At 68.2% G+C, this 24684-nt stretch carries 23 protein-coding genes and 2 tRNA genes; 17 read left to right on the top strand and 8 right to left on the bottom strand.

Features of this window, described 5'->3' with window-relative positions; translation table 11 throughout:
• Positions 1 to 71: 71 nt before the first annotated feature.
• The 8 genes from J3P31_RS00815 to J3P31_RS00780 all read left to right on the top strand — a co-directional run bounded on the left by J3P31_RS00815 (position 72) and on the right by J3P31_RS00780 (position 3910).
• On the top strand, positions 72 to 431 hold the full coding sequence (locus tag J3P31_RS00815) for a hypothetical protein (RefSeq protein WP_210526316.1): 360 nt from the start codon (positions 72 to 74) through the stop codon (positions 429 to 431).
• Positions 428 to 1093 carry a hypothetical protein gene (locus tag J3P31_RS00810; RefSeq protein WP_210526314.1) on the top strand — a complete coding sequence of 222 codons (666 nt, stop codon included), beginning with the start codon at positions 428 to 430 and terminating at the stop codon, positions 1091 to 1093. Before J3P31_RS00815 ends, J3P31_RS00810 begins: the two co-directional genes overlap by 4 nt.
• Positions 1086 to 1307, top strand: coding sequence for a hypothetical protein (locus J3P31_RS00805; protein ID WP_210526312.1), 222 nt, complete (start codon positions 1086 to 1088; stop codon positions 1305 to 1307). Before J3P31_RS00810 ends, J3P31_RS00805 begins: the two co-directional genes overlap by 8 nt.
• A gap of 1 nt (position 1308) precedes the next feature.
• Positions 1309 to 1497 carry a hypothetical protein gene (locus J3P31_RS00800; RefSeq protein WP_210526310.1) on the top strand — a complete coding sequence of 63 codons (189 nt, stop codon included), beginning with the start codon at positions 1309 to 1311 and terminating at the stop codon, positions 1495 to 1497.
• Positions 1498 to 1876: 379 nt separating this feature from the next.
• Positions 1877 to 2185 (top strand): hypothetical protein, encoded by a 309-nt coding sequence (locus J3P31_RS00795; RefSeq protein ID WP_210526308.1) that lies wholly within the window; start codon positions 1877 to 1879, stop codon positions 2183 to 2185.
• 141 nt (positions 2186 to 2326) lie between these two features.
• On the top strand, positions 2327 to 2578 hold the full coding sequence (locus tag J3P31_RS00790; RefSeq protein ID WP_210526306.1) for a hypothetical protein: 252 nt from the start codon (positions 2327 to 2329) through the stop codon (positions 2576 to 2578).
• 40 nt (positions 2579 to 2618) lie between these two features.
• Positions 2619 to 2855 carry a helix-turn-helix domain-containing protein gene (locus tag J3P31_RS00785; protein ID WP_210526304.1) on the top strand — a complete coding sequence of 79 codons (237 nt, stop codon included), beginning with the start codon at positions 2619 to 2621 and terminating at the stop codon, positions 2853 to 2855.
• The gene (locus J3P31_RS00780; RefSeq protein ID WP_246849206.1) at positions 2825 to 3910 is read left to right on the top strand and encodes a tyrosine-type recombinase/integrase; all 1086 of its coding nucleotides are present in this window, start codon (positions 2825 to 2827) and stop codon (positions 3908 to 3910) included. The genes J3P31_RS00785 and J3P31_RS00780 overlap by 31 nt, the downstream gene beginning before the upstream one ends.
• 8 nt (positions 3911 to 3918) lie before the next feature.
• Here the strand turns inward: J3P31_RS00780 and J3P31_RS00775 are convergent.
• Positions 3919 to 3995, bottom strand: a tRNA-Arg gene (locus tag J3P31_RS00775).
• Positions 3996 to 4095: 100 nt separating this feature from the next.
• Between J3P31_RS00775 and J3P31_RS00770 the strand changes: the two genes are divergently transcribed.
• On the top strand, positions 4096 to 4944 hold the full coding sequence (locus J3P31_RS00770; protein ID WP_210526302.1) for a superoxide dismutase family protein: 849 nt from the start codon (positions 4096 to 4098) through the stop codon (positions 4942 to 4944).
• Between the two features lie 42 nt (positions 4945 to 4986).
• Here J3P31_RS00770 and J3P31_RS00765 read toward each other — a convergent pair whose 3' ends face one another.
• Positions 4987 to 5298: an ETC complex I subunit gene (locus tag J3P31_RS00765; protein WP_210526300.1), complete on the bottom strand. Its 312-nt coding sequence runs from the start codon at positions 5296 to 5298 to the stop codon at positions 4987 to 4989.
• A gap of 126 nt (positions 5299 to 5424) precedes the next feature.
• On the opposite strand from J3P31_RS00765, the gene uvrB reads away from it, so the two are divergent.
• Complete coding sequence (gene uvrB, locus J3P31_RS00760; protein ID WP_210526298.1) at positions 5425 to 7623, top strand: excinuclease ABC subunit UvrB; 2199 nt, start codon at positions 5425 to 5427, stop codon at positions 7621 to 7623.
• A 12-nt stretch (positions 7624 to 7635) separates the two neighbouring features.
• On the opposite strand, the gene J3P31_RS00755 is transcribed toward uvrB, so the two are convergent.
• Positions 7636 to 8145: an isochorismatase family protein gene (locus J3P31_RS00755; RefSeq protein ID WP_210526297.1), complete on the bottom strand. Its 510-nt coding sequence runs from the start codon at positions 8143 to 8145 to the stop codon at positions 7636 to 7638.
• A 188-nt stretch (positions 8146 to 8333) separates the two neighbouring features.
• Positions 8334 to 8627, bottom strand: a complete 294-nt coding sequence (locus J3P31_RS00750) for a TFIIB-type zinc ribbon-containing protein (protein ID WP_210526295.1) — start codon at positions 8625 to 8627, stop codon at positions 8334 to 8336.
• Positions 8628 to 8779: 152 nt separating this feature from the next.
• On the opposite strand from J3P31_RS00750, the gene J3P31_RS00745 reads away from it, so the two are divergent.
• The 3 genes from J3P31_RS00745 (at position 8780) to J3P31_RS00735 (ending at position 10675) form a co-directional block, all read left to right on the top strand.
• Complete coding sequence (locus J3P31_RS00745) at positions 8780 to 9271, top strand: HugZ family pyridoxamine 5'-phosphate oxidase (protein WP_210526293.1); 492 nt, start codon at positions 8780 to 8782, stop codon at positions 9269 to 9271.
• A gap of 34 nt (positions 9272 to 9305) precedes the next feature.
• A tRNA-Ala gene (locus J3P31_RS00740) sits at positions 9306 to 9381 on the top strand.
• 646 nt (positions 9382 to 10027) lie between these two features.
• Positions 10028 to 10675 carry a VPLPA-CTERM sorting domain-containing protein gene (locus J3P31_RS00735; protein WP_210526291.1) on the top strand — a complete coding sequence of 216 codons (648 nt, stop codon included), beginning with the start codon at positions 10028 to 10030 and terminating at the stop codon, positions 10673 to 10675.
• A 73-nt stretch (positions 10676 to 10748) separates the two neighbouring features.
• Here J3P31_RS00735 and J3P31_RS00730 read toward each other — a convergent pair whose 3' ends face one another.
• Together J3P31_RS00730 and J3P31_RS00725 are read right to left on the bottom strand one after the other, a co-directional pair.
• Complete coding sequence (locus J3P31_RS00730; RefSeq protein WP_210526289.1) at positions 10749 to 11291, bottom strand: hypothetical protein; 543 nt, start codon at positions 11289 to 11291, stop codon at positions 10749 to 10751.
• 474 nt (positions 11292 to 11765) lie between these two features.
• Positions 11766 to 13424, bottom strand: coding sequence for a methyl-accepting chemotaxis protein (locus J3P31_RS00725; protein WP_210526288.1), 1659 nt, complete (start codon positions 13422 to 13424; stop codon positions 11766 to 11768).
• 353 nt (positions 13425 to 13777) lie between these two features.
• Between J3P31_RS00725 and J3P31_RS00720 the strand changes: the two genes are divergently transcribed.
• Entirely contained in the window at positions 13778 to 17743 is a 3966-nt protein-coding gene (locus J3P31_RS00720; protein WP_210526286.1) for a PAS domain S-box protein, read from the top strand.
• Between the two features lie 54 nt (positions 17744 to 17797).
• Here the strand turns inward: J3P31_RS00720 and J3P31_RS00715 are convergent, their stop codons facing one another.
• Positions 17798 to 19261 carry a sensor histidine kinase gene (locus tag J3P31_RS00715; protein WP_210526284.1) on the bottom strand — a complete coding sequence of 488 codons (1464 nt, stop codon included), beginning with the start codon at positions 19259 to 19261 and terminating at the stop codon, positions 17798 to 17800.
• A gap of 351 nt (positions 19262 to 19612) precedes the next feature.
• On the opposite strand from J3P31_RS00715, the gene J3P31_RS00710 reads away from it, so the two are divergent.
• Genes J3P31_RS00710 through J3P31_RS00700 form a run of 3 tightly spaced genes read left to right on the top strand, consistent with a single transcriptional unit; the run spans position 19613 to position 24043 of the window.
• Positions 19613 to 21685, top strand: a complete 2073-nt coding sequence (locus J3P31_RS00710) for a dynamin family protein (protein WP_210526282.1) — start codon at positions 19613 to 19615, stop codon at positions 21683 to 21685.
• 21 nt (positions 21686 to 21706) lie between these two features.
• On the top strand, positions 21707 to 23083 hold the full coding sequence (locus J3P31_RS00705) for a hypothetical protein (protein WP_210526280.1): 1377 nt from the start codon (positions 21707 to 21709) through the stop codon (positions 23081 to 23083).
• 60 nt (positions 23084 to 23143) lie between these two features.
• A complete protein-coding gene (locus tag J3P31_RS00700; protein WP_210526279.1) occupies positions 23144 to 24043 on the top strand; it encodes a hypothetical protein in 900 nt (299 codons plus the stop codon).
• A gap of 7 nt (positions 24044 to 24050) precedes the next feature.
• Here J3P31_RS00700 and ureG read toward each other — a convergent pair whose 3' ends face one another.
• On the bottom strand, positions 24051 to 24668 hold the full coding sequence (gene ureG, locus J3P31_RS00695; RefSeq protein ID WP_210526277.1) for an urease accessory protein UreG: 618 nt from the start codon (positions 24666 to 24668) through the stop codon (positions 24051 to 24053).
• Positions 24669 to 24684: the final 16 nt, after the last annotated feature.

Raw genomic sequence — 24684 nt, 5'->3', positions numbered from 1 at the left:
AGCTCGCCGCATCTGGCCACACCGCGGCCGAGGCTGCCGCGATCGCGGGTTGCTCGGCCAGCACCGCCCGCATGGCCGCCTCGCGCAACCGCTTCCGCTTCGTCCTGGAGGCCACCCGCCGACTCGATCGGATCGCCGAGCTGGCCAAGGCCGGACACACCGCCGCGGAGATCGCGGCGGAGGTCGGCATCTGCCGGAACAATGTCTACCGCGCCCTCCTCCGGGTGCCCGATGCCCCCCGGCTCGCAACAAAGGCGCGGCGCGCCAAGCAGGCCGAAGATGCGGAGCGCATGGCCCGCTGGCGCGAGGAGTGGGCCCGGAAGAAGGCGGAGCGCGAAGCACCTCCGGCGATGCCGCGGATGGACGAAGCCGCTTTGGGCGACGCCACGCGCCGCCTGGCAGCCTCGGAGCAGGCCAGGAGACAGGCATGACCGATCGCCCGATCATCTTCTCCGGCCCGATGGTCCGCGCTCTGCTGGCCGGGACGAAGACCCAGACGCGCCGGATGCTCAGGCCGCAGCCTCAATGGCTCGAGGGCGGGAGCGGGTTTTCAGCCGGCTGGGACTGGGGTCCGCTCTCGTGCTGGTCAAATGATGCGGACTTCGCGGAAGCTGCGACGCCGCACGTCCGCTACCTGGCTGGCGATCGGCTCTGGGTCCGGGAGTCCTGGGCCCCCAACCTTGGCACGACCCGCGGCAATGAGTATCGAGCCGATCACGGACAGAGTGCTGGCGTTTATGCTTGGGACCTTGCCTCCGGCGATCAAGCCATCCGCGTAGACCGCTGGCACCCGTCCATCCACATGCCCCGCTGGGCCTCGCGCCTGACGCTCACTGTCTCGGCGGTCCGGGTTCAGCGCCTGCAGGAGATCAGCGAGGAAGACGCCCGGGCCGAGGGCGTGCCCCCGCAATGGCTAGCGGATGAGCTTGGCGAGGACGAGCGCGGCGGGAAGACCCTCACAGCCGTGACCGGCTTCCGCGACCTCTGGACCAGCCTGCACGGCGCGTCGGCCTGGGATGCGAACCCCTGGATTGTTGCCCTGACCTTCACTGTCGAACACCGGAACATCGACGGGGAGGCTGCCCATGGCTGACCGCTTCACCCCCGCGCAGAAGCGCGCCGCCCTCGTGCGCGAGCTGGGTATGCGCCGCCGGGTCTACCCGCGCTGGGTCGAGGCCGGCCGCATGAAGTCCAGCGAGATGCATCACGAGATCGCCGTCCTGGAGGCGATCCTCGAGGACTACCCCGAGCAACGCGAGCCGGACCTGTTCACCACGTCCCGCCGCCCTCACCCGTCCGAGGCCTGACATGGACCCCCGCGATTGCCCAGACACGATCGAGCACGATATCACGCCCGATGAGGATGCCGAGGACCGGCGCGCGGCCCACCGCATCCTGCTCGTCCTGGCCCTCATCGCGCTGACCGCCACCACGACCTGCGTCCTGATCCCGAAGGGCGAGGACAATCGTGCGCCAGTAATGACGGTGACGGGATGACGCGGCTTCCGTCGGATACAGGGGTTGGGGGTGGCCTGATCAGGACGACCGACCTTGCGGGCGAGCGGTCACGAGCCGCGGAGCCAGCCCACGATTGTTCGTCGCGGCGTTCTGAGGTAACCTTGCAGACAGTCCGCTACGGCACAGAAGGGTGGTGTGCTGATGAGCCGCGACACGGACGACGACGCCCCTCCTTCCGACGAGCCAACGCCCGGACGCTCCCCTTGGCGTCGCAGGCCCAGGCTCGAGGACGACCGTCAGCTGGCTCGAACATTCGGGATCATGTTCGTGGTCGGCCTTCTCATGCTGGTCGGCCTGATTGCTCTGATCTGGGAAATGTAAACCGGTCGGCCCTTCTGCTGAACCACGCGGGGCTCTCATGATCACCCAGCAGCTCAAGGTGGATCTACGCCGGACTGAGGCAGCGCTGCGGATCACCCAGGACGAGATCGCCAAGGCGTTCCGCGAGGTGTCTTACGATGAGCGCTTGGCCCAGCGCTGGCCTTGGATGGGGTGGTTCTGGCGCTGGCAGGTCCGGCGCGGTCAGGCGCACCCGGCCGAGCTGATCCAGCGCCAGGTGACGCTCGAGCGCGAGGTCCAGCAGCTGCGCCGGGTGATGCAGGCGCTGGAGGAGGACGCCTCACAACCCCCCAGCTATCGGCCCCTTGGCCCGGAGGACATGGAATGACTCTCGCTCTGGTCGCTTGCCCCGAGCCAGAAAGGACACCCGGGCGTCATAAAACCAACATGCTGATCGCCTACCGGTTTAGCGCGATTGCTATGCTCTTCCGAGATCGGCAGTCGGGGACCCCCGATCACGAAGGCAGCCATGGGCCACTCAGCCATTCTCCTGAAAGACAACGTCGCCTTCGACCTCCGGTACTTCTTGGCCGAAGGCCCGCAGACGATCGAGACGGCCTCTGCAACGACGACGACACCGACGGCCGACGCGGACCAAGCCTTCTTGGCTGGATGCACGATGAGCCTGATGCCGGCCCTGCTGCTCGGGTCCGTGCTCACGGGCTGCCTTGTGGCCTGGGTGTTCCTCATTCGGGCGATCCTGTCGGCGTTCATCATGTAGAGGTGTGCGCTCCCTCCCACCGCCATGAGGGAGGGAACGCGTGACCGGACGGGCGTCCATCAGCTTCGCGCCGCGCCTGCTGCCGAGCCCGCAGGTGGCAGCCTACCTTGGGGTGAGCGAAAGCAAGCTGCGCACCATGGCGATCCCCCGCAAGGTTCTGGACGGCAAGCGGCTCTACGACCGCCTTGACCTGGACGCCTACGCCGACGCTCTGTCGGTCGAGGGGGAGTCGATGGGGGGCAACACATGCGACGGGAAGTTCGGGGCACGGCGGTGAAGCTGCCGCGCGTCCATCGGGTCACGGCCGGGGGCAAGGTCTACAGCTACCACAGGCGGACCCGGGCGCTCCTCCCCGATCTGCCCGAAAGCGATCCCCGCTTCATCGAGGCCTGGCTGAAGCAGGAGCAGCGCACCCCGCCCAAGGCCAGCAAGTCCAAGGCAGCGATCGGCACCATAGCCGAGGGGTGCGAGGCGTTCCTTGGCAGCCAGTCGTTCAAGGATCTCAGCGAGAATTACCGGCCTGTCATTCGGCGGCACGTCGAGAGGATCAAGGAGCAGGGCAGCGACGGCCTGATGCGCGACCTACGGCCCGAGCACGTCAGCTCCGACCTGGAACCCCTGACGCCCGCCGTGGCGTCCTCCCGCATGAAGGCTTGGCGCCATCTCGGGGCCTTCTGGAAGGCGACAGGACGCACCCAGACCGACCCGACGGCGGGCGTCTCCCGGAAGCGGTTGCCGCAGACGGACGGCCACAAGGAATGGACCCGCGCCGATCTGGAAGCTTTCCGCGCCCATTGGCCGGAAGGAACAGCGCAGCGCCTAGCCTGCGAGCTGCTGCAATGGACCGGCGCGCGGATCAGCGATGCCGTGCGCCTGGGGCCGCAGATGGTCGGGCGCGAGGGCCTTCTACATTACATCCAGATCAAGACCGGCAACCCGGCGATGGTGCCATGGGCCAGCCCGGCGTTCGGCCTGGAGGATGAGCGCGAGACGCTGCGTCGGCTGACGGCAGAGGTGCGGGCGCTGGTGTTCATGCTGACGGACTACGGCAAGCCCCGCTCGGTGAAGGCGGCGAGCCAATGGTTTTCGGAGGCTGCGCGGAAGGCCGGGCTGGAGGATCTGACGGCCCATGGGTTGCGGAAATACCGCATGAACGCCCTGGCCGAGGCCGGGGTCCCGCTGCTCGCCATGCAGGCGTGGGTGGGTCACGTCACGCTCGAAGAAGTGAACGACTACACCCAACGCGCAGACCGTCGCCGCATGATGCTGGAGGGCGGAGTTGTAAAACCTGCCAGATCGGGCCGTAAACATATAGCGAAAGCAAAGCCTTAGTAGGCTAGTGGCGATCCCGGAGGGACTCGAACCCCCAACCAGCCGCTTAGAAGGCGGCTGCTCTATCCGGTTGAGCTACGGGACCGGTCGTCCGTCACCTATCCCGGTTCGGGTCGGAGGGGAAGCGCCGGGAACGCGAGGCCCTCGATCTCCGTTGGGGCGGGTCAACTCCGGAGGAGGCCCCCATGACCCGTTTCCCCATCCTGGCCCTGGCCCTGAGCGCCCTGGTCACCCCCGCCCTCGCACAGGACGCGGCCCGGCCCGCCGAGGACCAGCCCGCAACCGAAAGCCAGGAGACCCGGCCCACGAACCAGACCAGCCAGCAGACGACCGAAGGCCAGACCGAACGCGAGGCCGACGCCGACCAGCCCGAGGACGCGATGCCCTTCTCTGAGGACAGCCAGGGCGGCACGGGGGGGCTTGTGGATGCGGAGGGGAACCAGCTCGGCAACGTCTCGGTGTCGGCGACGCCATCCGGGCACGCTCTTGTGCTCATCAACGCGGAAGGTCTGCCGGAAGGCATCCACGGCGTTCACCTCCACCTTGTGGGAGCCTGTGACGCGCCCGGGTTCGAGACCGCGGGAGAGCACATCTCGGGCGGCGACGAACACGGCATCATGACGGACACCGGGCCGCACCCAGGGGACCTGCCGAACGCCCATATCGGTGCGGATGGCGTGCTCGACATGGAGGCGATCGCCATCGGCCTCACCATGGACATGGTATTCGACGAGGACGGAAGCGCCCTGATCGTCCATTCGGACCCCGATGATTACACGACTCAGCCGGGCGGCAATTCGGGCGACCGGATCGCCTGCGCCGTCATCCAGGCCGCGCCGGGCACGATGAACGACGACACGACCGACGCCTCGGTGGTGGGCGGCGAGCCTGCGGGCGGCGACCTCGATGAGGACGTGCAGGACAGCAACGAGGGGGCGCAAGCCCAGGATCCGGCCCTCGAGGACGGAGCCGAAGCCCAGACCGACGAAGGGACCGAGGGCCAGGGCGCGAACGGCGAACCTGCCGCCCAGTGACGTGAGGACGGCCCGGCCGGCATCAGGCCGGGCCTGCTCCGCTCAGTGCGTCCAGGGCCTGCGCCGCGACGCCGAGAAGTTTTCGCCATAGCCGCCGGGGCGGATGTTGGGCTTGCGTCCCTGCTCGGGCTGAACGACGACCTCGATCCCGTGCTTGAGCGCATAGGCCAGGGCGGCTTCCTTGCTGTCGAAGGTGAGCCGCACCTCGGACTGCATGTCCGAGGTCGAAGTCCAGCCCATCAGCGGGTCGATGTGCCGCTCTGACGCGGGCTCGAAGTCGAGCACCCAGTCGCCCTTGATGTTGCTCCCGATCTGGGTGTTGTTCCGGGGCATCTTGATGATGCGTCCGCGCATGATGTCATCTCCTGAACCGGTCCGGGGCCTTGTGCCGCAGGGGCGTCGCACACGCAAGCACGCCGCTTGCATGGGAACGAAAAGGGACCAAATATAGAGGCCTTCCCCCAGGTCCGGTCCCCGTCCATGCACAACAACTCGCCCGAGCAGATGCCGATCCTTTTCGGGCCCCGAAAGCCGCTCGCCGAGAAGCGCGAGAAGCTCGAGGGTGGCAAGCGCTTCTTGATGAAGTCGGACTTCGCCCCCGCAGGCGACCAGCCCACGGCCATTGCCGAGCTGGCGCGCGGAGTCCTGGACGGAGAGCACAACCAGGTGCTCCTCGGCGCGACCGGCACCGGCAAGACCTTCACGATGGCCAAGATCATCGAGGAAACGCAACGCCCGGCGATCATCCTGGCCCCCAACAAGACGCTCGCGGCCCAGCTTTATGGGGAGTTCAAGGGCTTCTTCCCCGACAATGCCGTCGAGTACTTCGTCAGCTACTACGATTATTACCAGCCCGAGGCCTACGTGCCGCGGTCCGACACCTACATCGAGAAGGAATCGCAGATCAACGAGCAGATCGACCGGATGCGCCACTCGGCCACCCGGGCGCTCCTTGAACGCGACGACGTCATCATCGTGGCCTCGGTCTCCTGCATCTACGGCATCGGGTCGGTCGAGACCTACTCGGCCATGACGCAGGATTTCTTCGTCGGTCAGACCTACGAGCAGCGGCAGGTCCTCGCCGACCTCATCGCCCAGCAGTACCGGCGCAACGACGCGGCCTTCGCGCGGGGCAGCTTCCGCGTGCGCGGCGACGCGCTGGAGATCTGGCCTGCCCACCTCGAGGACCGCGCCTGGCGCCTGTCGTTCTTCGGCGACGAGCTGGAGTCGATCACCGAGTTCGACCCGCTCACGGGGCACAAGGAAGGGTCCTTCGACCGCATCCGCGTCTACGCCAACAGCCACTATGTGACGCCCCGCCCGACGATGGCGCAGGCCATCAAAGGCATCAAGGAGGAGCTCCGCGTCCGGCTGGCCCAACTGCAGGGCGAAGGCAAGCTGCTGGAGGCCCAGCGGCTGGAGCAGCGCACCCAGTTCGACCTCGAGATGCTGGAGGCGACCGGCGTCTGCAACGGCATCGAGAACTATTCCCGCTACCTCACCGGCCGCGCCCCCGGGGAGCCGCCGCCCACGCTCTTCGAGTTCATCCCCGACAACGCCATCGTCTTCGCGGACGAAAGCCACGTCTCCGTGCCCCAGATCGGCGGCATGTACCGGGGCGACTACCGGCGCAAGTTCACGCTGGCCGAGCATGGCTTCCGCCTGCCCTCCTGCATGGACAACCGCCCCCTCAAGTTCGAGGAATGGGACGCCATGCGCCCGCAGTCGGTCTTTGTCTCCGCCACCCCCGCGGCGTGGGAGCTGGAGCAGGCGGGCGGCGTCTTCACCGAGCAGGTCATCCGCCCCACCGGCCTGCTCGACCCGCAGATCGAGATCCGCCCCGTCAACACCCAGGTGGACGACCTCCTGGACGAGATTCGCCGCGTGTCGCGCGACGGCTATCGCACGCTCGTCACGACGCTCACCAAGCGCATGGCGGAGGACCTGACCGAGTACCTGCACGAGCAGGGCATCAAGATCCGCTACATGCACTCGGACATCGACACCATCGAGCGGATCGAGATCCTGCGCGACCTGCGCCTTGGGGCCTTCGACGTGCTGGTGGGGATCAACCTCCTGCGCGAGGGGCTCGACATCCCGGAATGCGGTCTGGTCGCGATCCTCGACGCGGACAAGGAGGGGTTCCTGCGGTCCGAAACCTCGCTGATCCAGACGATCGGTCGCGCCGCGCGGAACGCCGAAGGCCGCGTCATCATGTACGCCGACCGCATCACCGGCTCCATGGAGCGCGCCATGCGCGAGACCGAGCGTCGGCGCGAGAAGCAGATGGCCTACAACCTTGAGCACGGCATCACGCCGCAGACGGTCAAGAAGAACGTCGAGGATGTGCTGGCCGGCCTTTGGAAGGGTGATACCGACCAGGCCCGCATCACCGCCAAGGTGGACCGGATCACCTCCGGCTCGAACCTGCAGGCCGTGCTGGAGGGGTTGCGCGCCGACATGCGCAAGGCCGCCGAGAACCTGGAGTTCGAGGAGGCCGCCCGCCTCCGCGACGAGATCAAGCGACTGGAGACCGTGGACCTCGTCCTCCACGACGACCCGATGGCGCGTCAGCAGGCCGTGGAGCGCGCGGTCGAGGATGTGGAGAAGGCCGCGGGACGCAGCACGGCCGGTCGGCCCGGCCAGCGCGGTGGAAACGTCAAGCGGAAGCGGAGATAGATCTCCGCTTCCTCACACAAGCCGGACGGCCTGGGCCGGCATCACCTCTGCGCGTCGCCCATCGATCGCGATCAAAGGCAATCGTCGGTTCTGGTCCTCGATGACCTGGGCGGCCGAGGTCGTGTCCCGGTCAAAGGTGGAATGGGCGTCGGCGGCCAGGACGACGTCATAGCCGAGCCTCAGGGCGGCTCGGCAGGTTGCATCCACGCAGAAGTCCGTCTGGAGCCCGCACACGACCACCCGATCGACACCGCAGGCCCGGAGCAGGGCCTGCAACTCCGTGCCGGCAAACGAGTCGCAGTCAGACTTCTGGACAATGCCGTCGCCCTGGACGGGAACCAGTCGGGCGTCCAGCTCGGGATGCGGCCCGACACGGACGTCCACGATCCAGATGACCGGCGCCCCTGCGCTCCGGGCCTGACGCTCCAGGAACAGGACCTGCTCGACCAGACGCTCGGGCTCCCAGGTCTCGTCCTCGATCAGGCTCCGTTGCATGTCCACGATGAGGACGGCCGTTCGCATCCCCGCGCTCCTGTCCCATTGCCGCACTCTGATCGGCTGAGCCCTGGAGGTAGTTCCCTCCGGCGCGCAGCACAGGACGTCCGGCCGGCGCCGGCTGGGCTCCACCGGCTTCTCTCGGTTCCATGAGCGCCGGGCGGCCCTGATGCTTCGTGGCGGGGGACAGAGTGTCGCCGGGTTGCCTTGAATGGTCAAAAGTCGAAGATGTCGTTCAGCAAGCTCTTGCGCCGCTTCTTCCGATACTGATCGTCCGAGTCATGACCATGACGCTCGGTCCGAAAGTCGTCGCGTCTCTGTGGCCGATCATCCCCCTGCCGGAGGTCGTGGGCAGGTTCCTGAAGCGTGACTGACGGAACCGCTCGTTCGAGGATCTTGTCCAGCTCTCCCCGATCCAGCCAGACGCCCCGGCATTGGGGGCAATAGTCGATCTCCACGCCGGAGCGTTCGGTCATCATCAGCGTGGTCCCATCCACTGGGCATTTCATGTCTAATCCTCCCTGTTCTGGAGGGTCAGGTAGGAAGCTGCCGGGTCATCCGCAAGAAAGGCGAGCGACGGGGGACCACGGGCCAGAGTTCAGGTCCTGCTGCGCGGCCCACCACCTTGCAAGGCGTCCCGGGGCCGTGCACCTTTTCGGCCATGACCAACGAACGCCCCGACCCGATCCGCCCCACCGACGATGCGGCCCGCGAGCTTGGCCGACGGCTCGTGCAGGACGCCCGCTTCGGGGCGCTTGGCGTCGTGGACCCGGACACCCAGTCGCCCCTTGTCACCCGGGTTGCCGTCGGGTGGGCGGGAACCGCACCCCTGATTCTGGTCTCCACGCTCGCGATGCACACGCGCGCCCTGCTCGCGAATCCGGCGTCCTCGCTGCTGGTGGGGGAGCCGGGGCCCAAGGGGGATCCGCTTACCCATCCCCGTCTGACGCTGGTGACCCGGGCCGAGCAGGCGGACAAGGCGGACCATCGCGAAGGCTGGCTGTCGCAGCATCCCAAGGCCAAGCTTTACTTCAATTTTTCCGACTTCATCCTCCTGCGGTTGGCCGTGCGGGGCGCCTACCTGAATGGGGGGTTCGGACAGGCGTACCGGCTCGTCCCAGAGGATCTCATGGGGCCGTCCGCGGCGGGTTGACACTTCCGGCGACAAAGTCCAAATACGCCGCCGTGGGCTCGTAGCTCAGTTGGGAGAGCGCGTCGTTCGCAATGACGAGGTCAGGGGTTCGATCCCCCTCGGGTCCACCATTGCAGTTCATCACTGTTTCAGCCTCAGGCACGATCCACGATCGTGCTCGATAGGGCCTAGAACTCTTTAAGGCCTGAGCAGACGCCTTTTGGTACAGGCGAGTGCCTTTCCCGTGCGCCAAAGGTGACCGGCTGGACCGTCCGAGATGGTTCTTGGGTGCTTCTGGCAATCGGTCCCGTCGTGGCGCTGACGGTCCCGAAACGGCTGCTGCCCTCGACCAAGGTGCCTTGGGTCGTGAGTTGGAGGGCCTCTCTGCCAGCGACGTTCTTGGCAGCAGGATTCGAGATTCCCCAAACCATGGCTGGGGACCTCTCCTTGCGGCCGTTAAGGACATCTCTCCTCGTTCCGATTCCTGCGAGGAACCATGGTCGCCTGCCGCATTTCGGCAACAGATCGGAACGGACCGCTCGCTGCTCCGGCGGCTTTGCGACGCGCCGGACCCCTTCCCACATAGGGAATCCAGGGAATAGGCGTGTTTCGCCGCTGCTTCGGCGGCCTTCCACCACGACGCCTACTGTCTCCACCCTGTCAACAAAACACTTTCGCCTCGGCGAAGTTTTGCTATAGATACGGAAACAGTCTGTATCATTAAGAGTCAGTGTCCCAACAGACATTTCTGAATGGCGCGGACTTCGTGGAATAGGAGTGATCGAATTGATCCGAAACGTCACCAATTTCGCCGCTCTCGCGTTTCTGTTTCTTGCCGGATCAGTTCAGGCCGCAACAATTTCCGAAGGTTCCTCGTACAAGGACAGCAGCACCCTGATCGATCTGAACCCAGCGGACTTCGTCGGGTCAGGTCGGTGCGGCTACGGCGACTCGGTGATCAATGACGGCTGCTCGGTGACGATGAAGTCGAACCCGTACTCGCGGGACGCCTATGGGCGCTATGACCCCTGGGGCGGCACGTGGATCGACAGCCAGGACCTTTCGGATGTCATCTGGACGGTGGAGCCGGGCCGGGCCTTTCAGATCCTGACCTTTGCGCTGACCGATGCCTTCGACCAACCGGTCAGCGAACTGCTGGGCGAAAGCTTCTTCACGCTCAGCGTGGACGATGCGGAATGGACCATCGATGCGCGCGAGGCCAACGGGACCTTGCACTGGATCACGGTGGCCTTCGACAAGCCGACCACGTCGGCCAACGTCCACTTCTCGACACGCCTGAACGACGGGTGGGGCATCAAGGCGGCGATGGTGACAGTGGCGCCTGTCCCCCTGCCAGCCGCGGGCTGGCTCGGTCTTGCAGGGCTGGCGGGTTTGGTCGCACTCGGCCGCCGCAAGCGGTCTTAGGGCCACTCGGACCGGGATGGGCTTGGCGGGCTGGGCACCGACGTGCCCGGTTGCCGCCACAAGAGGACCTGGATCAGACGGCCGTGGCCAGATCGTAGGGCCAGCTCCACGTCACCCGCCCCGTCAAAGCCACGAGAAGATCGTGCCACCTGACATAGAGGGCCTCGGCGCAGTCGTCGAAGCTCATCTGGTGCCCTGCGTTGTGGATCGCAAAACGGGGCTCGCTGGTCGCGTTCCGGCGCTCGGTCGCATCCGCGCCGAACCGGCTGTAGAAGACGTGAACGTCGTTGGCATAGGCCGGCCGGCTGCGCCTGGATGGCAGCCGGACGAGAGGCCTGCGGAAGGTCGCCACCTCGCCGAGGCAGTGGAAGCGGTCGTCCGAAAGCTCCATCGCGTTCCACAGGGCGTCGGCCGTATCGACTGTCGGGCCAAGCAGGTCACGGATCTCGCTCGGCAGGCAGGCGAACAGCCGGTCGTTGAACTCACGCAGCGCGGAGGCGTAGTCGAGCGCAGCGGCGGCGTCGGCGTCCTCCTGATTCTGCAAGAACACGTCGCGCTTCCGGGACAGGTGATCCCAGAAATACTGCAACCGTTGAAGCCTTCCCTGGGCGGCCATGTCGTCCCCGTACCGTTCCAAATTACGATGGGCCAACGCACTGACCATCGTGCTTTATTAACTGTGCATTAATCTGTGGAGCAGCTTGGCCGCAAGATTGAGCCTGAATTATGACGCTGCGTAACTGGCAACCTGAGGTTGATTCAATTATCCTTTCAGGAAAGAGGACGCCGGAGTCCCTTAAGCCGCGATTCTGGCAGGAACTTGCGGTCGGCCAAGGTGCCGGGCCAAGGCGTCCTGGGCCCATGACAGCGTGGATTCGATCAGCCCTATTCCGGCCCGTCCGTGCCACATGATGCATCCGGCGGCGCCGTAGCCCTGACCGCCAAGAAGTAGAGGGCGGTCGCCTGACGCGACCGCCCCCAACAGCAGGCATTCTGGGCAGAAAGTCCCTGCCTACGACGCCCTCACCCCGGCCGCTGCCTCTTGCCCCACCCCGGCAGGACGAGAAGCGACGGGCGGCCGGATGCTGGATCAGCCCACCCGGCGAACCCGAGTAAATTCGGCATCGAGCGCATCCTCGCCGAGGTCGAGGGAGATGCCCCCTGCCCCCAGATCGGCGGCTGGCGGGGCAACCGGGCGAACGGGGCTGGACGGCAGACGCGTGGGACGCTCGGCGGGTGGCGCGACCTGAACCGCATCCGGACCCAGACGGAAGAACGCCACCGCGGAACGGAGGGACTCGGCTTGGGCCGCCAGACCCTCCGCCGTCCGGGAGACTTCGGCTGCGGCAGACGAGTTCTGCTGGGTGACCTGGTCCAGCTGGTGGATCGCCTGATTCACCTGCGCGGCGCCGGTCGCGAGCTCCTGGTTCGCGGTGCTGATCTGCGCGACCAGGCTGGCCGTCCGCTCGATATCGGGCACGAGGTGATCCAGCCGCTGTCCTGCCGCCTCGGCGGCCTGGGACGTCCGGGCCGACAACTGGCTGATCTGGGCAGCCGAGGCCTGCGTGCGTTCCGCGAGCTTGCGCACCTCCGAGGCCACGACCGCGAAGCCGCGCCCGTGCTCGCCGGCCCGGGCAGCCTCGACGGCGGCGTTCAGGGCCAGGAGGTCGGTCTGACGGGCGATCTCCTGGACGACCCCGATCTGCTCGGCGATGGTCCGCATGGCCGCAACGGCCTCGGCCACAGCCTCACCGGACGCGCGCGCATCGGTCGCGGACCGTGCCGCCATGGACTCGGTCTCCGTGGCGTTGGCCGCCGTCTGCCGGATATTGGCGGTCATCTGTTCCACCGATGCGGAGGCCTGCTCGGTCGCGGCGGCCTGCTCGGTGGCGCCCTGGCTCAGTTGCTGGGCCGAGCTGGCGAGTTCCACCGATCCGCCGGCGACGCCGCGGGCGTTCTCACCGGCCCCGCCGGCAACGACCCGGAGACGCTCGACCATGGTGTTGAGACGACGCAGCAAATCGCTGACCTCGTGGTTGCCCTTGACGGTCACGGTCTCGCTCAGGTCCCCGGCGGCCACCTTGTCGGCGAGGCCAACGGCACGCTCCAGCGCCCGGAAGATCGCGCGGATGTTCCAGAACGCACTCAGTGCGCCCAGAAGGCCCGCCGCGATCAGAAGCCCGATGATGATCTGGTCGGCGCGGTCGGCCTGCTCGAAGGTGGCGGCCATCTCCGCCCGCATCTCCTTGTGGTCGGTGGCGACGAGGTCATCCAGCATCGCGATGGTCTGCTTGAGTGTATCCTCGCCATCGGTCGTGGTGATGCGGATGGCCTCTTCGGCCTGCCCGGCGTCCAGGAGCTCCAGGACGTGGTTGTTGATGTCCCGCATCTGGGTGCGGAGCGCGTCATAGTCCTTGATGCGTTCCCTGACGTCCGCACCGAGCACCTGGTCCAGCTCCTCGCGCAACTGGTCGTGGGCGTCGCGGAGCGCGCTGATCCGCTCCTTGATGCTGGCCCGTTCCGCGGCATCCGACGTGAGGATGTATTCGCGGATCTCGAGCTGGAGCTTGAGCCGGTTGACCATGATGGACTGCATCAGGCCGGCCCGTTCGGCGTCCACGGTGATGAGGTCGGTCGTCGTGCCGGTGACGTTGTTCATGTTCTGGAGGGCCACGAACGACCCGCCGGCGGACAGGAGGACCAGGACCGCAAAGGTTCCAGCCAACTTCAGTTTGAGCGTCAGGCGCATGAGGTTTCTCTTATTGGCGTTGATGGCGGTGGCCCGGCGAAGATGGCTTCCGCAATGCCTTACCAGTCGCGCCCAGCCTCTAACGCGCGATTAAGGGGGCGCCCCAAAGCCGCGGAAATCGTCCGGAATCATTCGTCAAGGTTAGCAAGGTCTTACCTTGCCGGGACGATCCCACCGGTTCACGTGCGGGCCCGGCCTCCGGTGGCCTCGGGAGCAGCCGGAGCGGTCCCCGCCGATGCGTCCGGGTGCCGACCGGCAACCTCGGCTTGAACGGCTGCTTGCCGCCACTGTACCCATTTCATAGATAATGCGGAGGTAACGGTCGGCTTCGCTGACCAACATCGGTGATCATTGTGCCCAGTTCCCAGGACCTGCCGCCTGAACGAAAGTCGAGATCGGGGAAGCCCGCGCATCAATGGGCGGGCGAGGTCGATTTCCGTGCCCTGGCCGACTGCCTGCCCGCGTTGGTGTTCGTCTGCGACCCGCAGGGCTCCTGCATCTTCACCAACCGCCGCGTCCAGGAGTTCACCGGCCTGCCCGCCGAGTCCTGGCTGGGGGAACGGTGGCTCGACGGCCTGCATCCCGAGGACCGCCCCGGGGCGGCGCGGGCCTGGGCGGGTGCCGTCGCCACCGGCGAGCCCTACGAGATCCAGTACCGGCTCCGGTCGGCCGAGGGCGACTACGCCTGGCACCTGGTCCGCGCCACGCCCCTGCGGGAAGACGGACGCGTCATGCGCTGGGTCGGGCATGCCACCAACATCGACGATGCCACGCGCGAAGGGGCGGCCCGGACCGCCGCACTGTCCGCCGCCGCCGAACAGCAGGCCGCGGACCGGCACAGCGCCGAGGAATTCGCCGCGCGGCTGATCGACGCGACGGCCGATTGCGTCAAGACGCTGTCGCTGGATGGCCGCGTGGTTTCCGTCAACGCCGCCGGGCTTGTGGCGCTGGACGTCGAATCCCCCGGCCCCGTGCTGGGACGCCCCTGGGCCGAAGGCTGGCGCGCCACCGGGTTCCACCTGGCGGCCGAGGCCGCCCTGGACGCGGCCCGCGCAGGCGGCACCGGCCGGTTCGTGGGCTTCCACCGCAGCCCCACCGGGCGCGGGCGCTGGTGGAACGTGGCGGTCACGCCGGTGCGCGATGCCCATGGGGCGCCAGAGCGCCTGCTTTGCGTCTCCCGCGACGTCACCGAGTTCAAGACAGCCACCGAACGCTTTCGACTCATCGCCGAAACGGTGAAGGAGGTCTTCTATCAGACCGACCTTCTGACAGGGCGCGTGCTTTACCTTAGTCCGGCCTATGCCTCCGTCTGGGGCCGCGGGACCGAGGAGTTCGAGGAGGACCCCGAGGCGTTCATGGCCTCGGTGCACTTCGACGACCGCGCCAAGGTCCGGTCCGCCCTCGAACGGCAGCGACAGGGCGAGGCCACGCGCTGCGAATACCGGATCATACGGCCGGACGGCTCCCTGCGCCATGTGCGCGACCTCGCGTATCCGATCTTCGACGCCGAGGGGCGGGCGACGCAGGTCGTGGGCGCCGTCGAGGACATCACCGAGGTCAAGGACGCCCAGGCCCGCGCCGCCGCCGCCGACGAGGCGCGGTTTCGCGGCGTCTTCGAGAACGTGAGCGTCGGCATCGCGCGGGTGGCCCTGGACGGGCGCTTCCTCGAGGTGAATGGCCGGTTCTGCGCGATCACGGGTCATGACCGCGACGACCTGCTGGCGGGAGGGTTCCAGGCCATCACCCACCCCGCCGATCTCGAGTCCGACCTCGCCCAGGTCCGTTCGCTGATCCGGGGCGAGCGCGAGGCCTACAGCCTCGAGAAGCGGTACGTCACCAAGGCGGGTGGCATCGTCTGGGTCAACCTGACCGTCGGGCTGGTTCAGGACATGGGCGGCCGGCCGGACCACTTCGTGTCGGTCATTGAGGACATCACCGACCGGAAGGGTGCGGAGACGGCTCTCGCGCGGTCCCTGGAACGGGCTGCCGTGGCGCAGTCGGCGGCCCGCGCGATGCTCTATGAGTTCGTCCCCGGCACGGACGGCGTGTTCCGGAGCGAAACCCTCCAGGAGCTGATCGGCTGGACGCCCCAGGAGATCGGAGGCAAGCGGGACGGCTGGCGTCGGCACATCCATCCCGACGACCTTTCGATGTTCGACAGCGCCGTCGTGGCGGCGCTCGCCTCGGGCGACGCCTTCCGCAGCGAGTACCGGGTGCGGCACCGGGATGGGCGCCTCCTCTGGGTCTCCGACATCGGGCGCATCTTCCGTGGGCCCGACGGGCGCGTCGAGCGCATGGTCGGCTTCGTGGCCGACATCACCGAGCGCCGCGAGGCCGAGGACCGCCTGCGCGAAAGCGAGACGCGGCTCCGACTCGCGACCGATGCCGCCGACATGTTCATCTGGGAAGCCGACCTTGCCGCCGGAACCCTGGCCTGGAGCGCGAATGCGGCCCGCGTGATCGGCTGCGATCCGCAGGAGCTGCCCTGCGAAGTGGCGGACAGCCACTTCTTCGCCCCTTCCGGCAAGGTCCGGCTGGACGACGCCTTGGCGGGGGCGCTGACCCGGCGCGAACGCACCTGCCGGTGGGAGTTCGAAGATCGCAAGGGACGGCACTGGCAGGCCGTCGGCCTCGTCACCTATGGGCCGGACGGACGGGCCGCCAAGCTCTTCGGGGTCACGCAGGACGTGACGGACCGGGTCCGCGCCGGCGCCGCGCTGCAGGCCAGCGAAGCACGCTTCCGCAACCTCGCCGAGACCATGCCGGCGCTGGTCTTCGTGTCCGACCGGGAAGGCCGGAACACCTACACGAACCGCCGGATGCAGGAATATGTCGGCGGAGAGGCCGAGAGGCTCCTGGGGGATAGCTGGACGGACACGCTTCACCCCGACGACCGCGTCCGGGCCGCCGCGACCTGGGAGGCAAGCTGGCGCAGCGGCCAGCCCTACGCCGCCGAATACCGGGTCAGGAACGCCGAGGGCACCTACCGCTGGCACCTGTTCCGGGGGTCGCCCCTGCGCGACGACCACGGCAGCATCGTCCAGTGGATCGGCGCGGGGCTCGACATCCATGACGCCGTGGAGGCGCGCGAGGCGCTCCGCCAGCTGAACACCGACCTCGAGGCCCGGGTCGCCGAACGGACGGCATCGCTGATGGAAGCGGCACGGCTTGCCGAGATCGAGGTGAAGCGGCGCGAGGAGGTGCAGACCAACCTCGTCCAGGCCCAGAAGATGGAGGCGCTGGGCCAGCTTGTCGGAGGCGTGGCGCACGACTTCAACAACGTCCTGACCGCAGTCCAAGGCTCCTTTTCGCTGCTCGAGCGGCGCGTGGACGATCAGGCCCTGCGGCGCATCATCGAGGAAGGCCGCAAGGCCGGCGACCGCGCTGCCGCCCTCGTGCGCCAGATGCTGGCCTTCGCCCGGCGGGAGGCCCCCACGCTGCGGGTCATCCGTCCCTCGGACATGCTGCCGAACCTGACCGGGATGATCTGCCATGCGGTCGGTCCCCGCGTGGCCTGCGTCATGGACGTCGAGGCAGGCGTCTGGCCGGTCCTGGCCGACCCGCAGCAGCTCGAACTGGCCCTGCTCAACCTGGCGGTCAACGCACGCGATGCCATGCCCGAGGGGGGCACGCTGACGGTCAGCGCCCGCAACCGTTCTGCTGGCGCCATTGGCCGCGCCCCGGGCGGTGGCCCGGGGGACGAGGTGGAGATCATCGTCGCCGATACGGGATCGGGGATGGACGACTGGACGATCGCCCATGCCTTCGAGCCGTTCTTCACCACCAAGGAGGCCGGCAAGGGCACGGGCTTTGGCCTGGCGCAGGTCCATGGCTTCGCCCTGGCCAACCAAGGGTCCGTGCATATCGACAGCACACCGGGCCAGGGCACCAAGGTCCTGATCCGGCTGCCCCGGTCGCAATTGGACGTGGACGCCCAGGCGTCGACGCTGGGCTCCGCTGCCGCGGGACACGGAGGGGCGACGATCCTCCTCGTGGACGATGACGACCGCGCCCGCGCGGTGACGGCGGCCTATCTGCGCGACTTGGACTATTCGGTCCTGGAAGCGTCGGACGCCACCGAGGCCCTTGCGATCGCGCAGGGCGGGGCCGTGAACCTGCTCCTGACCGACCTGATCATGCAGGGCACGGATGGGCTGACCCTCGCCAACGCGGTCCGGTCGCAACGGGGCGACCTGCCAGTGCTGTTCCTGACCGGGCACATGGATGAACGGACCCTGGACGGGGAGATGGTGGTCGCCAAGCCGTTCAGAGGCGAGGATCTCGCAGAACGCATCCTCGACGTCCTGGGCCGGGCCTGAGCCCTCCCGAAGGCCGCGGACGATGGCGCCGCGCGGGATCGAAGAACGGAAAGGTCAGGCGGCCGGCGCTGCGGGGTCCACGCCGTCGAGCGGGACCCGGATCGTGAAGGAGGCCCCTGCCCCTCGGGCAGCGCCAACCTCGAGCGTGCCGCGCAGCTGGGTCGCCAGCGAGGAGATGATCCGCATCCCGACGCCGGTCGACTGCCTCATGTCGAACGCCTCGGGAAGCCCGATGCCGTCGTCCGTCACCTCGACCTGGAGCTGGCCTTCCACCGTCCCGACGGCAACGCGGATCATTCCGCCCCGCCCCCCGGCAAAGGCATACTTCATTGCGTTGGTCATCAGTTCGCTGACGATCAGCGCGAGGGGCAAGGCCTGGACCAGCGGAAGCATGGCGCTGCCGGCGTCCGTGAAGTCGAGAACGACCCGCCCGCTCCCCTGCGAGGCGACCGTATCCTCGGCAAGGCCCTTCAGGAATCCCGTCACGTCCACGTCGCCGTGCGCGCCCGACGTGTAGAGGCTCTGGTGGATGGACGACATGACGCCGATGCGGGCCCGGGCCTCGGACAGATGGCGGCGCACCTCCGGGTTCTGGCTGCGGTTGGCCTGCATCGCCAGGAGGCTCGTGACCATCTGAAGGTTGTTCTTGACGCGGTGGTTGACCTCGTAGAGCAGCGCCTCCTTGCTTTCGAGCGCCTGGGCCAGGGCTTCGCGTGTGCGACGCGCCTCCGTGACGTCCAGCACGGTCCCGATGAACCGCACGCCGCGCCGGAGGCCGTCGACCTCGTCGAAGATGACCCGGCCCCGGGCATCCACCCAGCGAACCGTCCCATCGGGCCAGAGCGCGCGATACTCGTTCCGATACAGGCCGTCCCCGGCCGGATCGAAGGCGCGGGCCACGGCTTCGTTCGTGGCGGCGCGGTCATCAGGATGAATCCGCGCCTCGAAAAGGCTCTCCGTCATCTCCGCGTCGGCGGACAGACCGAACATCGCCTTCAACTCGGCGGACCAGTGCAGCTCGTGCGTTTCGGGAATCCAGGCAAAGGTCCCGGCGCCCGACGCCTCCTGCGCGAGGCGAAGAAAGGCCTCCGCTTCGCGCGCCGCGGCCTCGGCGGTCTTCAGGTCATGGATGTCGGTGCAGGTGCCGACCCAGAACTGGATCCCGCCGGACCGGTCGCGCTGCGGGGCGACGCGTCCCTGGAACCAGCGGAAACGCCCGTCCGCCCCGCGAAGCCGATACTCGACCTCGACGCCCCCGCCGTCGCGCAGGGCCAGGAGCCAGGCCGACTCGGTGCGGGCACGGTCCTCCGGATGCACGAGCGGCGCCCAGCCGTGGCCCAGCAGGGCCTCCATCGGCAGGCCCGTGTAGTCCTGATAGCGCGAGTTGGCGAAGACGGTGCCGCCTTCGGCATCGGTGACGAAGGCTATGGAGGGCAACGCGTCCAGCACGGCGCGCGAGGATCGTTCGATCCCCTCGCCCGGGCTGACGACATCTGTCAGGTGCAGTCGCGCTGTCATGTCCTGTCCGGGACAACTCCCCTGAGGCAGTGAAGTCCAGGGACAGGCCATCCGTCAATCGGCCATCGCGCCAGCCTGAGCGTCACACCATTTCGATGTTGGCGCCAATCGCGAAATGCCGCGAGATTGAAGCACACGCCCTGAAAAAACACGATTCGAGCCAAACAGGCTTCAAGGTCGTTCATCATTCCTGCTCCGAACGGGGTCGGCTTTCGACCTTGTGCGATCAGCGCCCGCCGTCCGGCCGGCGCCTGGAGGAGGATCACAGGTGAGAAGCGCCAGGCTGACGGCGACCGATGGCGCAGGCCGCCCCTGCCGCCCGACCCGGATCACCCGGCAGGAGCAACGTCCGTGGGCGTGATCGCGGATCCGGCCGGCGCGCCCGGTCGCAGGCCAGCCATGGCCGGGAAACCCGAGGCAGCGTTTCTGGCCCTTGGCAGCGACGCCCTTTGCGCGCTGAACGAGGAACGGGACGAGCTGCTCGACATCATCGCCACGCTGGCGGCCGCGGCGGACGGCACCGGTCAGGACCGGCTGCGCGCGCTCGGCCACGATCTGAGGACCCATGCCGCCACCATAACCGTCGTGGGTCAGGTCGGCGCGGGCAAGACCTCGGTCGTCAATGCCCTGCTGGGGGTGCCGGGCCTTTTCCCGACGGGGCCGACGCCAACCACCGCCGTAATCACCACGGCCCACCTGAACCGGCCCCCGCCCCGCCCGCATGTCGAGGCGACGTTCCAGTTCTTCGAACGTGACGAATGGGACCGTCTGCTGACCGGGCGCGGACGGCTGGGCGAATTGGCGCAACGGATCAACTTCCGCGAGGAGCCCGAGCTCATCCGCGCCGAGATCCTTGCCCAGCGACAGGCCATGCGGGAACGGCTGGGCCGCAACTTCGACCTGCTGCTCGGTCAGATGCACACCTACGACCAGGCGGATCCCCTCGTTCTCCGGCGATACCTGGGCGCGCGGCACGACGGGGCCGAGGCCGCCTCCGGACAGGTGGACTACGCCGGGATCGTGCGCTCCGCCGACCTTTACCTGACCCGCCCCGGCCTGCCGTTCCCGTTCGCGCTTCAGGACACGCCCGGCGTCAACGGGGCGTCGCTCATGCGCGAGCAGGTGACTCTCCGCTGCCTCCGGGGGGCCGAGATCTGCGTGCTGGTGGTGCCGGCGATGCAGGCGCTGACCTCGGTGGACCTCGGGCTGCTCCGGCTGCTCGGTCCGCAGGAGCGGCGGCCCCTCATCTTGTTCGTCAACCGCACGGACGAACTCGACGCCCCCGCCGAGCAGGTCCCGCAGATCCGCGCCGCCCTGGAGACCGCTCTCCAGGCCCAGGGCGTGGGTCCCCTGGCCGGCATCGTCTTCGGATCGGCGCTGTGGGCCGAAGGGGCGCTGTCCGGCCGGCCCGGCGACCTGCCGGAGCGGGCACAGGCGGGGCTGCTCGACTGGGCGCGGGCGGTGGACCTGCCCGTCCTGGACGGCGCCGATCCCTGCACGTCCGTCTGGCATCTGTCCGGATTGCCCGCTCTGCTGGCCGCCATCGGGGATGGCCTGTCGGCCGGTCCGACACGGCGCGTTCTGGACCGGGTTCGGGACGAGCTCGGGGTCGTCGCCACCCGGTCACTCGCGGCGCTGCCGGCCAGCGATGTGCCGTCCGACGACATCGCTGGCCTCAACCTCGGCGAGCCGGAGGTGCAGGCCCGCTTCAAGGCGATGTCCCAGCAGCTCCTGGCCGAACTGCGCCACGACTCCGCCGAGGCACGGCAGGCGCTCAAGACCCGCCTCGCCGCCGCCGCCGACCAGTTCGTGGAAAGCACGGTGACCGAGATGCTGAGGCATATCGAGGTCTACGGGATCGAGGGTCAGTGGACCTGTGATCCGACCCGCCTGCGGGTTCAGGTCCGGGCCGCCTTCATGACCTTTGCCCGCGATCTCCGCGCCAACGGCGACGACATCCTGGGGAGCGCGGCCAAAGACACCAGCCGGCTGTACCGCGACCTTCTGGGCGACCCGGGCCGGGGCGTGGTCATCGCGCCGCCCGCGATGCCACCTTTCCCCGCGCCCGAGGCGATCGGCCAGCCCGTGCGCGTGGACCTCGGGGGCGGCTGGTGGAAGCGTTGGATCAAGCTGCGACGGGGCGCGCAGGCCTTCGCACCCGCCTACCGCATCGGAATCGCTCAGGCGGCATCGGCAATCCTGGCCGAGACGGAAGGGCTGGCCAGCGCCGCGGAATCGGCCCTGCGCTCGACCCTCGAAGCCTTCCTCGAAGAGCATGGACGGCATCTCGTGGCCTTCGCGCGGGCCGGACAGGCCAGCGGCACGGCCCTTCGATCCGCGACCGGAGCCGACCGCCAACAGGTCCTGCGCCAGCAGATCCAGGCCGCCGCGGATTCCCTGAAGGCCCTCCCTGCCCATGCCTGATGCCACGAAGGGATCCTGGCCATGACGGACACCACCCGCTTCATCAGCGACGCGAAGCTGTCGCGCCTGACGGCCCGGGCCCGGCGCAAGCCCCGGATCGCCCTGATGGGCGAGGCAAACTCCGGCCGCTCGACCGTCGCCAACCTGCTGCTCGGCCAGCCTCTCCTGCCCGTGTCGGTCACGGCCAGCCAGTCGCCGCCCATCCTCGTCAGCTATGGGGAATCCGCCGCGCACTGGGTGGATCAGGACGGCGCACAGCATCCGATCGCCCTTGCCGATCTGGCCAGTGTGCCCGCGTCAGCCCTTCATCTGCATGTGTTCACCCCGGCGCCCCTGCTCCGGGACTGCGACCTGATCGAGTCGCCGGGGCTGTCGAACCCGGCGGGCGGGCCGGACCTGTGGCGTAGCGCGGCGGCGTTCTCGAACCTGATCCTCTGGTGCAGCCCGGCCCCGCGCGCCTGGCGCGCCAGCGAACGGCAGGCCTGGCTGAGCCTGCCCAAGCGCTTCCATGCGCGGAGCCTTCTCGTGATGACGGGCACCGACCTCCTGGCCGAGAAGGATCTCGCCGAAGTCACGCATCGCGTCCGTCGCGCGACCGAGGGTCTGTTCGGCGCATTGATCCCGCTGGCCCGCCCCGTGACCGCCGGTGGTGGCCCTCACCGGGCCATGGTCGGGAGCGAGGCCAGAACGGCCAGCGGCGCTGCGGCGCTCGAGGATGCAGTCCGGCAAGCGCTTCGGGACATCTCCGACGAACGCAAGACGCTGCTCAGCCGCTATGTCTCCGCCGGGCCGTCGCAACCTGACGCCCGTGTCACGTACGACGCCGGAGGATCGGGTTTCGGGGCGACAGCTCTGGTCGCGCTCCCTGACAATGACGGCGGCCGGTCATTGCTGGCCCGGGAGCCCGACGAACCGGCGCAGGTCCGCCCCGTCCCGGCGCCGCCCGAGGTGGAAGCTCAGGCTCCGACCCCGATCCGCAGCCTGGAGGATCTGATCGCGCATCCTGATCCGGCCTGGATCTCCGTTCGGGAGGAGCCGGCAGACCACAGCCACGAGGCGGAGGCCTTCGGCAACCCGCCCGGGCTGCCCGACGAGTATGCGATCCGGCCTGCCCCAGGACCGGCCCCTGGCGACCTGCCCGCAGACGTCGGCGAGCCCGCTCTGCCGACGCCTTCGGTTCCTGCCGAACCGGTCCCGGTCCCGGCCGCGGTTGCGGAGGACCTCCCCCAGGCGGTCCGGATCTGGCGCGAGGTCGTGGGGCGTCGGTCAGGCGGGATCTCCGACACCGTGCTGGCCTCCATGATCGAAGAACTGCTGTTCGGGCTTTCCCAAAGCGACGATCCGTCCCGACCCAGCGATGCCGCCGTCGGGCGCTCCGATCCGGATCGAAGCGCCTGATCCCGCTGCCCTGGCGGAACGCCCGGCCACCCCGGACGTTTCAGGGGAAACGGAGGCTCCATGACCCGCCTTGCCGCGCTTTTGCTCCTTTCCGCCGCTTGGCCGGGTGCGGGCCACGCTCAGGTCCTCCCCTCGTTCGACTGCCGCTACGCGAGCACGGAAACCGAACTCACGATCTGCGGCAGCCCGGCCTTGGCAGAGCTGGAACTTCAGATGTTCGCCGCCTACCAGAGCTTGGCGGCCCGGATCGGGGAACGGGAAGCCCGGCGCATCGCGGACGACCTGCTCGTCCGCCGTCAGGCCTGTGGCAGGGACCAGTCCTGCATCGCCGAGCGGCTGTTGATCTCGATGGAGGTCTTCGACCAAAGGGCACGGTCCGCAACCACCCGGGCGTCAAACGAGACGGCAGGCTCCACCGAACCGCGGCCGACCTCCGAGGGTGCAATAACCGAGCGGTCCCGTCCGTCCCTGATCCCGCCGATTCGCCCGGAGCGGGAGATCGACCTCCCGGCCGAAGTGGCCAACAGTCGCATCCTCGAGCCCGACACGGGCGGGTCCGATCGCCCCTCCCTTGAACGCGCCCCATCGTCCGATGAGATCGAGGCGGCCATAGAGGACGCACAGCTCACCTCGTCGGACGAAGCTCCGAAGCTGGAAGGGATGGCCCCCTTCGACACGCCTCTGTCCTGGGCCTTCATGGACCTCTCGCGGGAGGAGCGCTCGCACCTGCAGGTCAACCTTACGGAGGCGGGCTTCCTGCAAGGGCCGGCGGATGGCACCTGGACCGAGGCCACCGTCGCCGCCATCGAGGCCTTCCTCGCGACGCCGCAGGCGGACGGGTTCGACCCGGACACCGAGACCGGAGCGGCGCTGGTCCTGGACTACATCGGGTCGGACGCCTTTGCGCAGGCCTTCGAGGAGGGCGGGGACGCGAACCCCATCGCCTCCACCGAATGGTGAACGGGCCTCAGAGCCCGCCCATCGCCTTCAGGTGCGCCACGATCTCGGGCACCCCTTTTCCGTGGCGCAGGCTGGCGAACAGGAACGGGCGGTCCCCACGCATCCGCCGGGCGTCGCGCTCCATGACCTCCAGCGAGGCGCCGACATAAGGCGCGAGGTCGGTCTTGTTGATCACCAGCAGGTCCGACCGCGTGATGGCCGGCCCCCCTTTCCGGGGGATCTCCTCGCCGGCCGCGACGTCGATGACGTAGATCGTGAGGTCGGCAAGCTCGGGTGAAAAGGTGGCCGACAGGTTGTCCCCGCCGGACTCGATCAGCACGAGGTCCAGGTCCGGGTGGCGGAACCGAAGCTCGGCCACGGCGGCCAGGTTGATCGAGGCATCCTCCCGGATGGCGGTATGCGGGCAGCCGCCCGTCTCGACGCCCAGGACCCGATCCTGCGGCAGGATCTGCATCCGCATGAGCGCCTCGGCATCCTCCTGGGTGTAGATGTCGTTCGTGATGACGGCGAGGGACAGCTCGTCCTTCAGGGTCCGGGCCAGCGAAGCCGTCAGCGTCGTCTTTCCGGCCCCTACCGGACCGCCGATCCCGATCTTGAGCGGGCCGTGGGGCGAATGGTCGTGCATGGCGTGAATCCGTTGA

This window comes from Rubellimicrobium arenae (assembly GCF_017916275.1).
Taxonomy (GTDB): Bacteria; Pseudomonadota; Alphaproteobacteria; order Rhodobacterales; family Rhodobacteraceae; genus Rubellimicrobium; species Rubellimicrobium arenae.
This window is presented reverse-complemented; position numbering and strand designations above follow the sequence as displayed.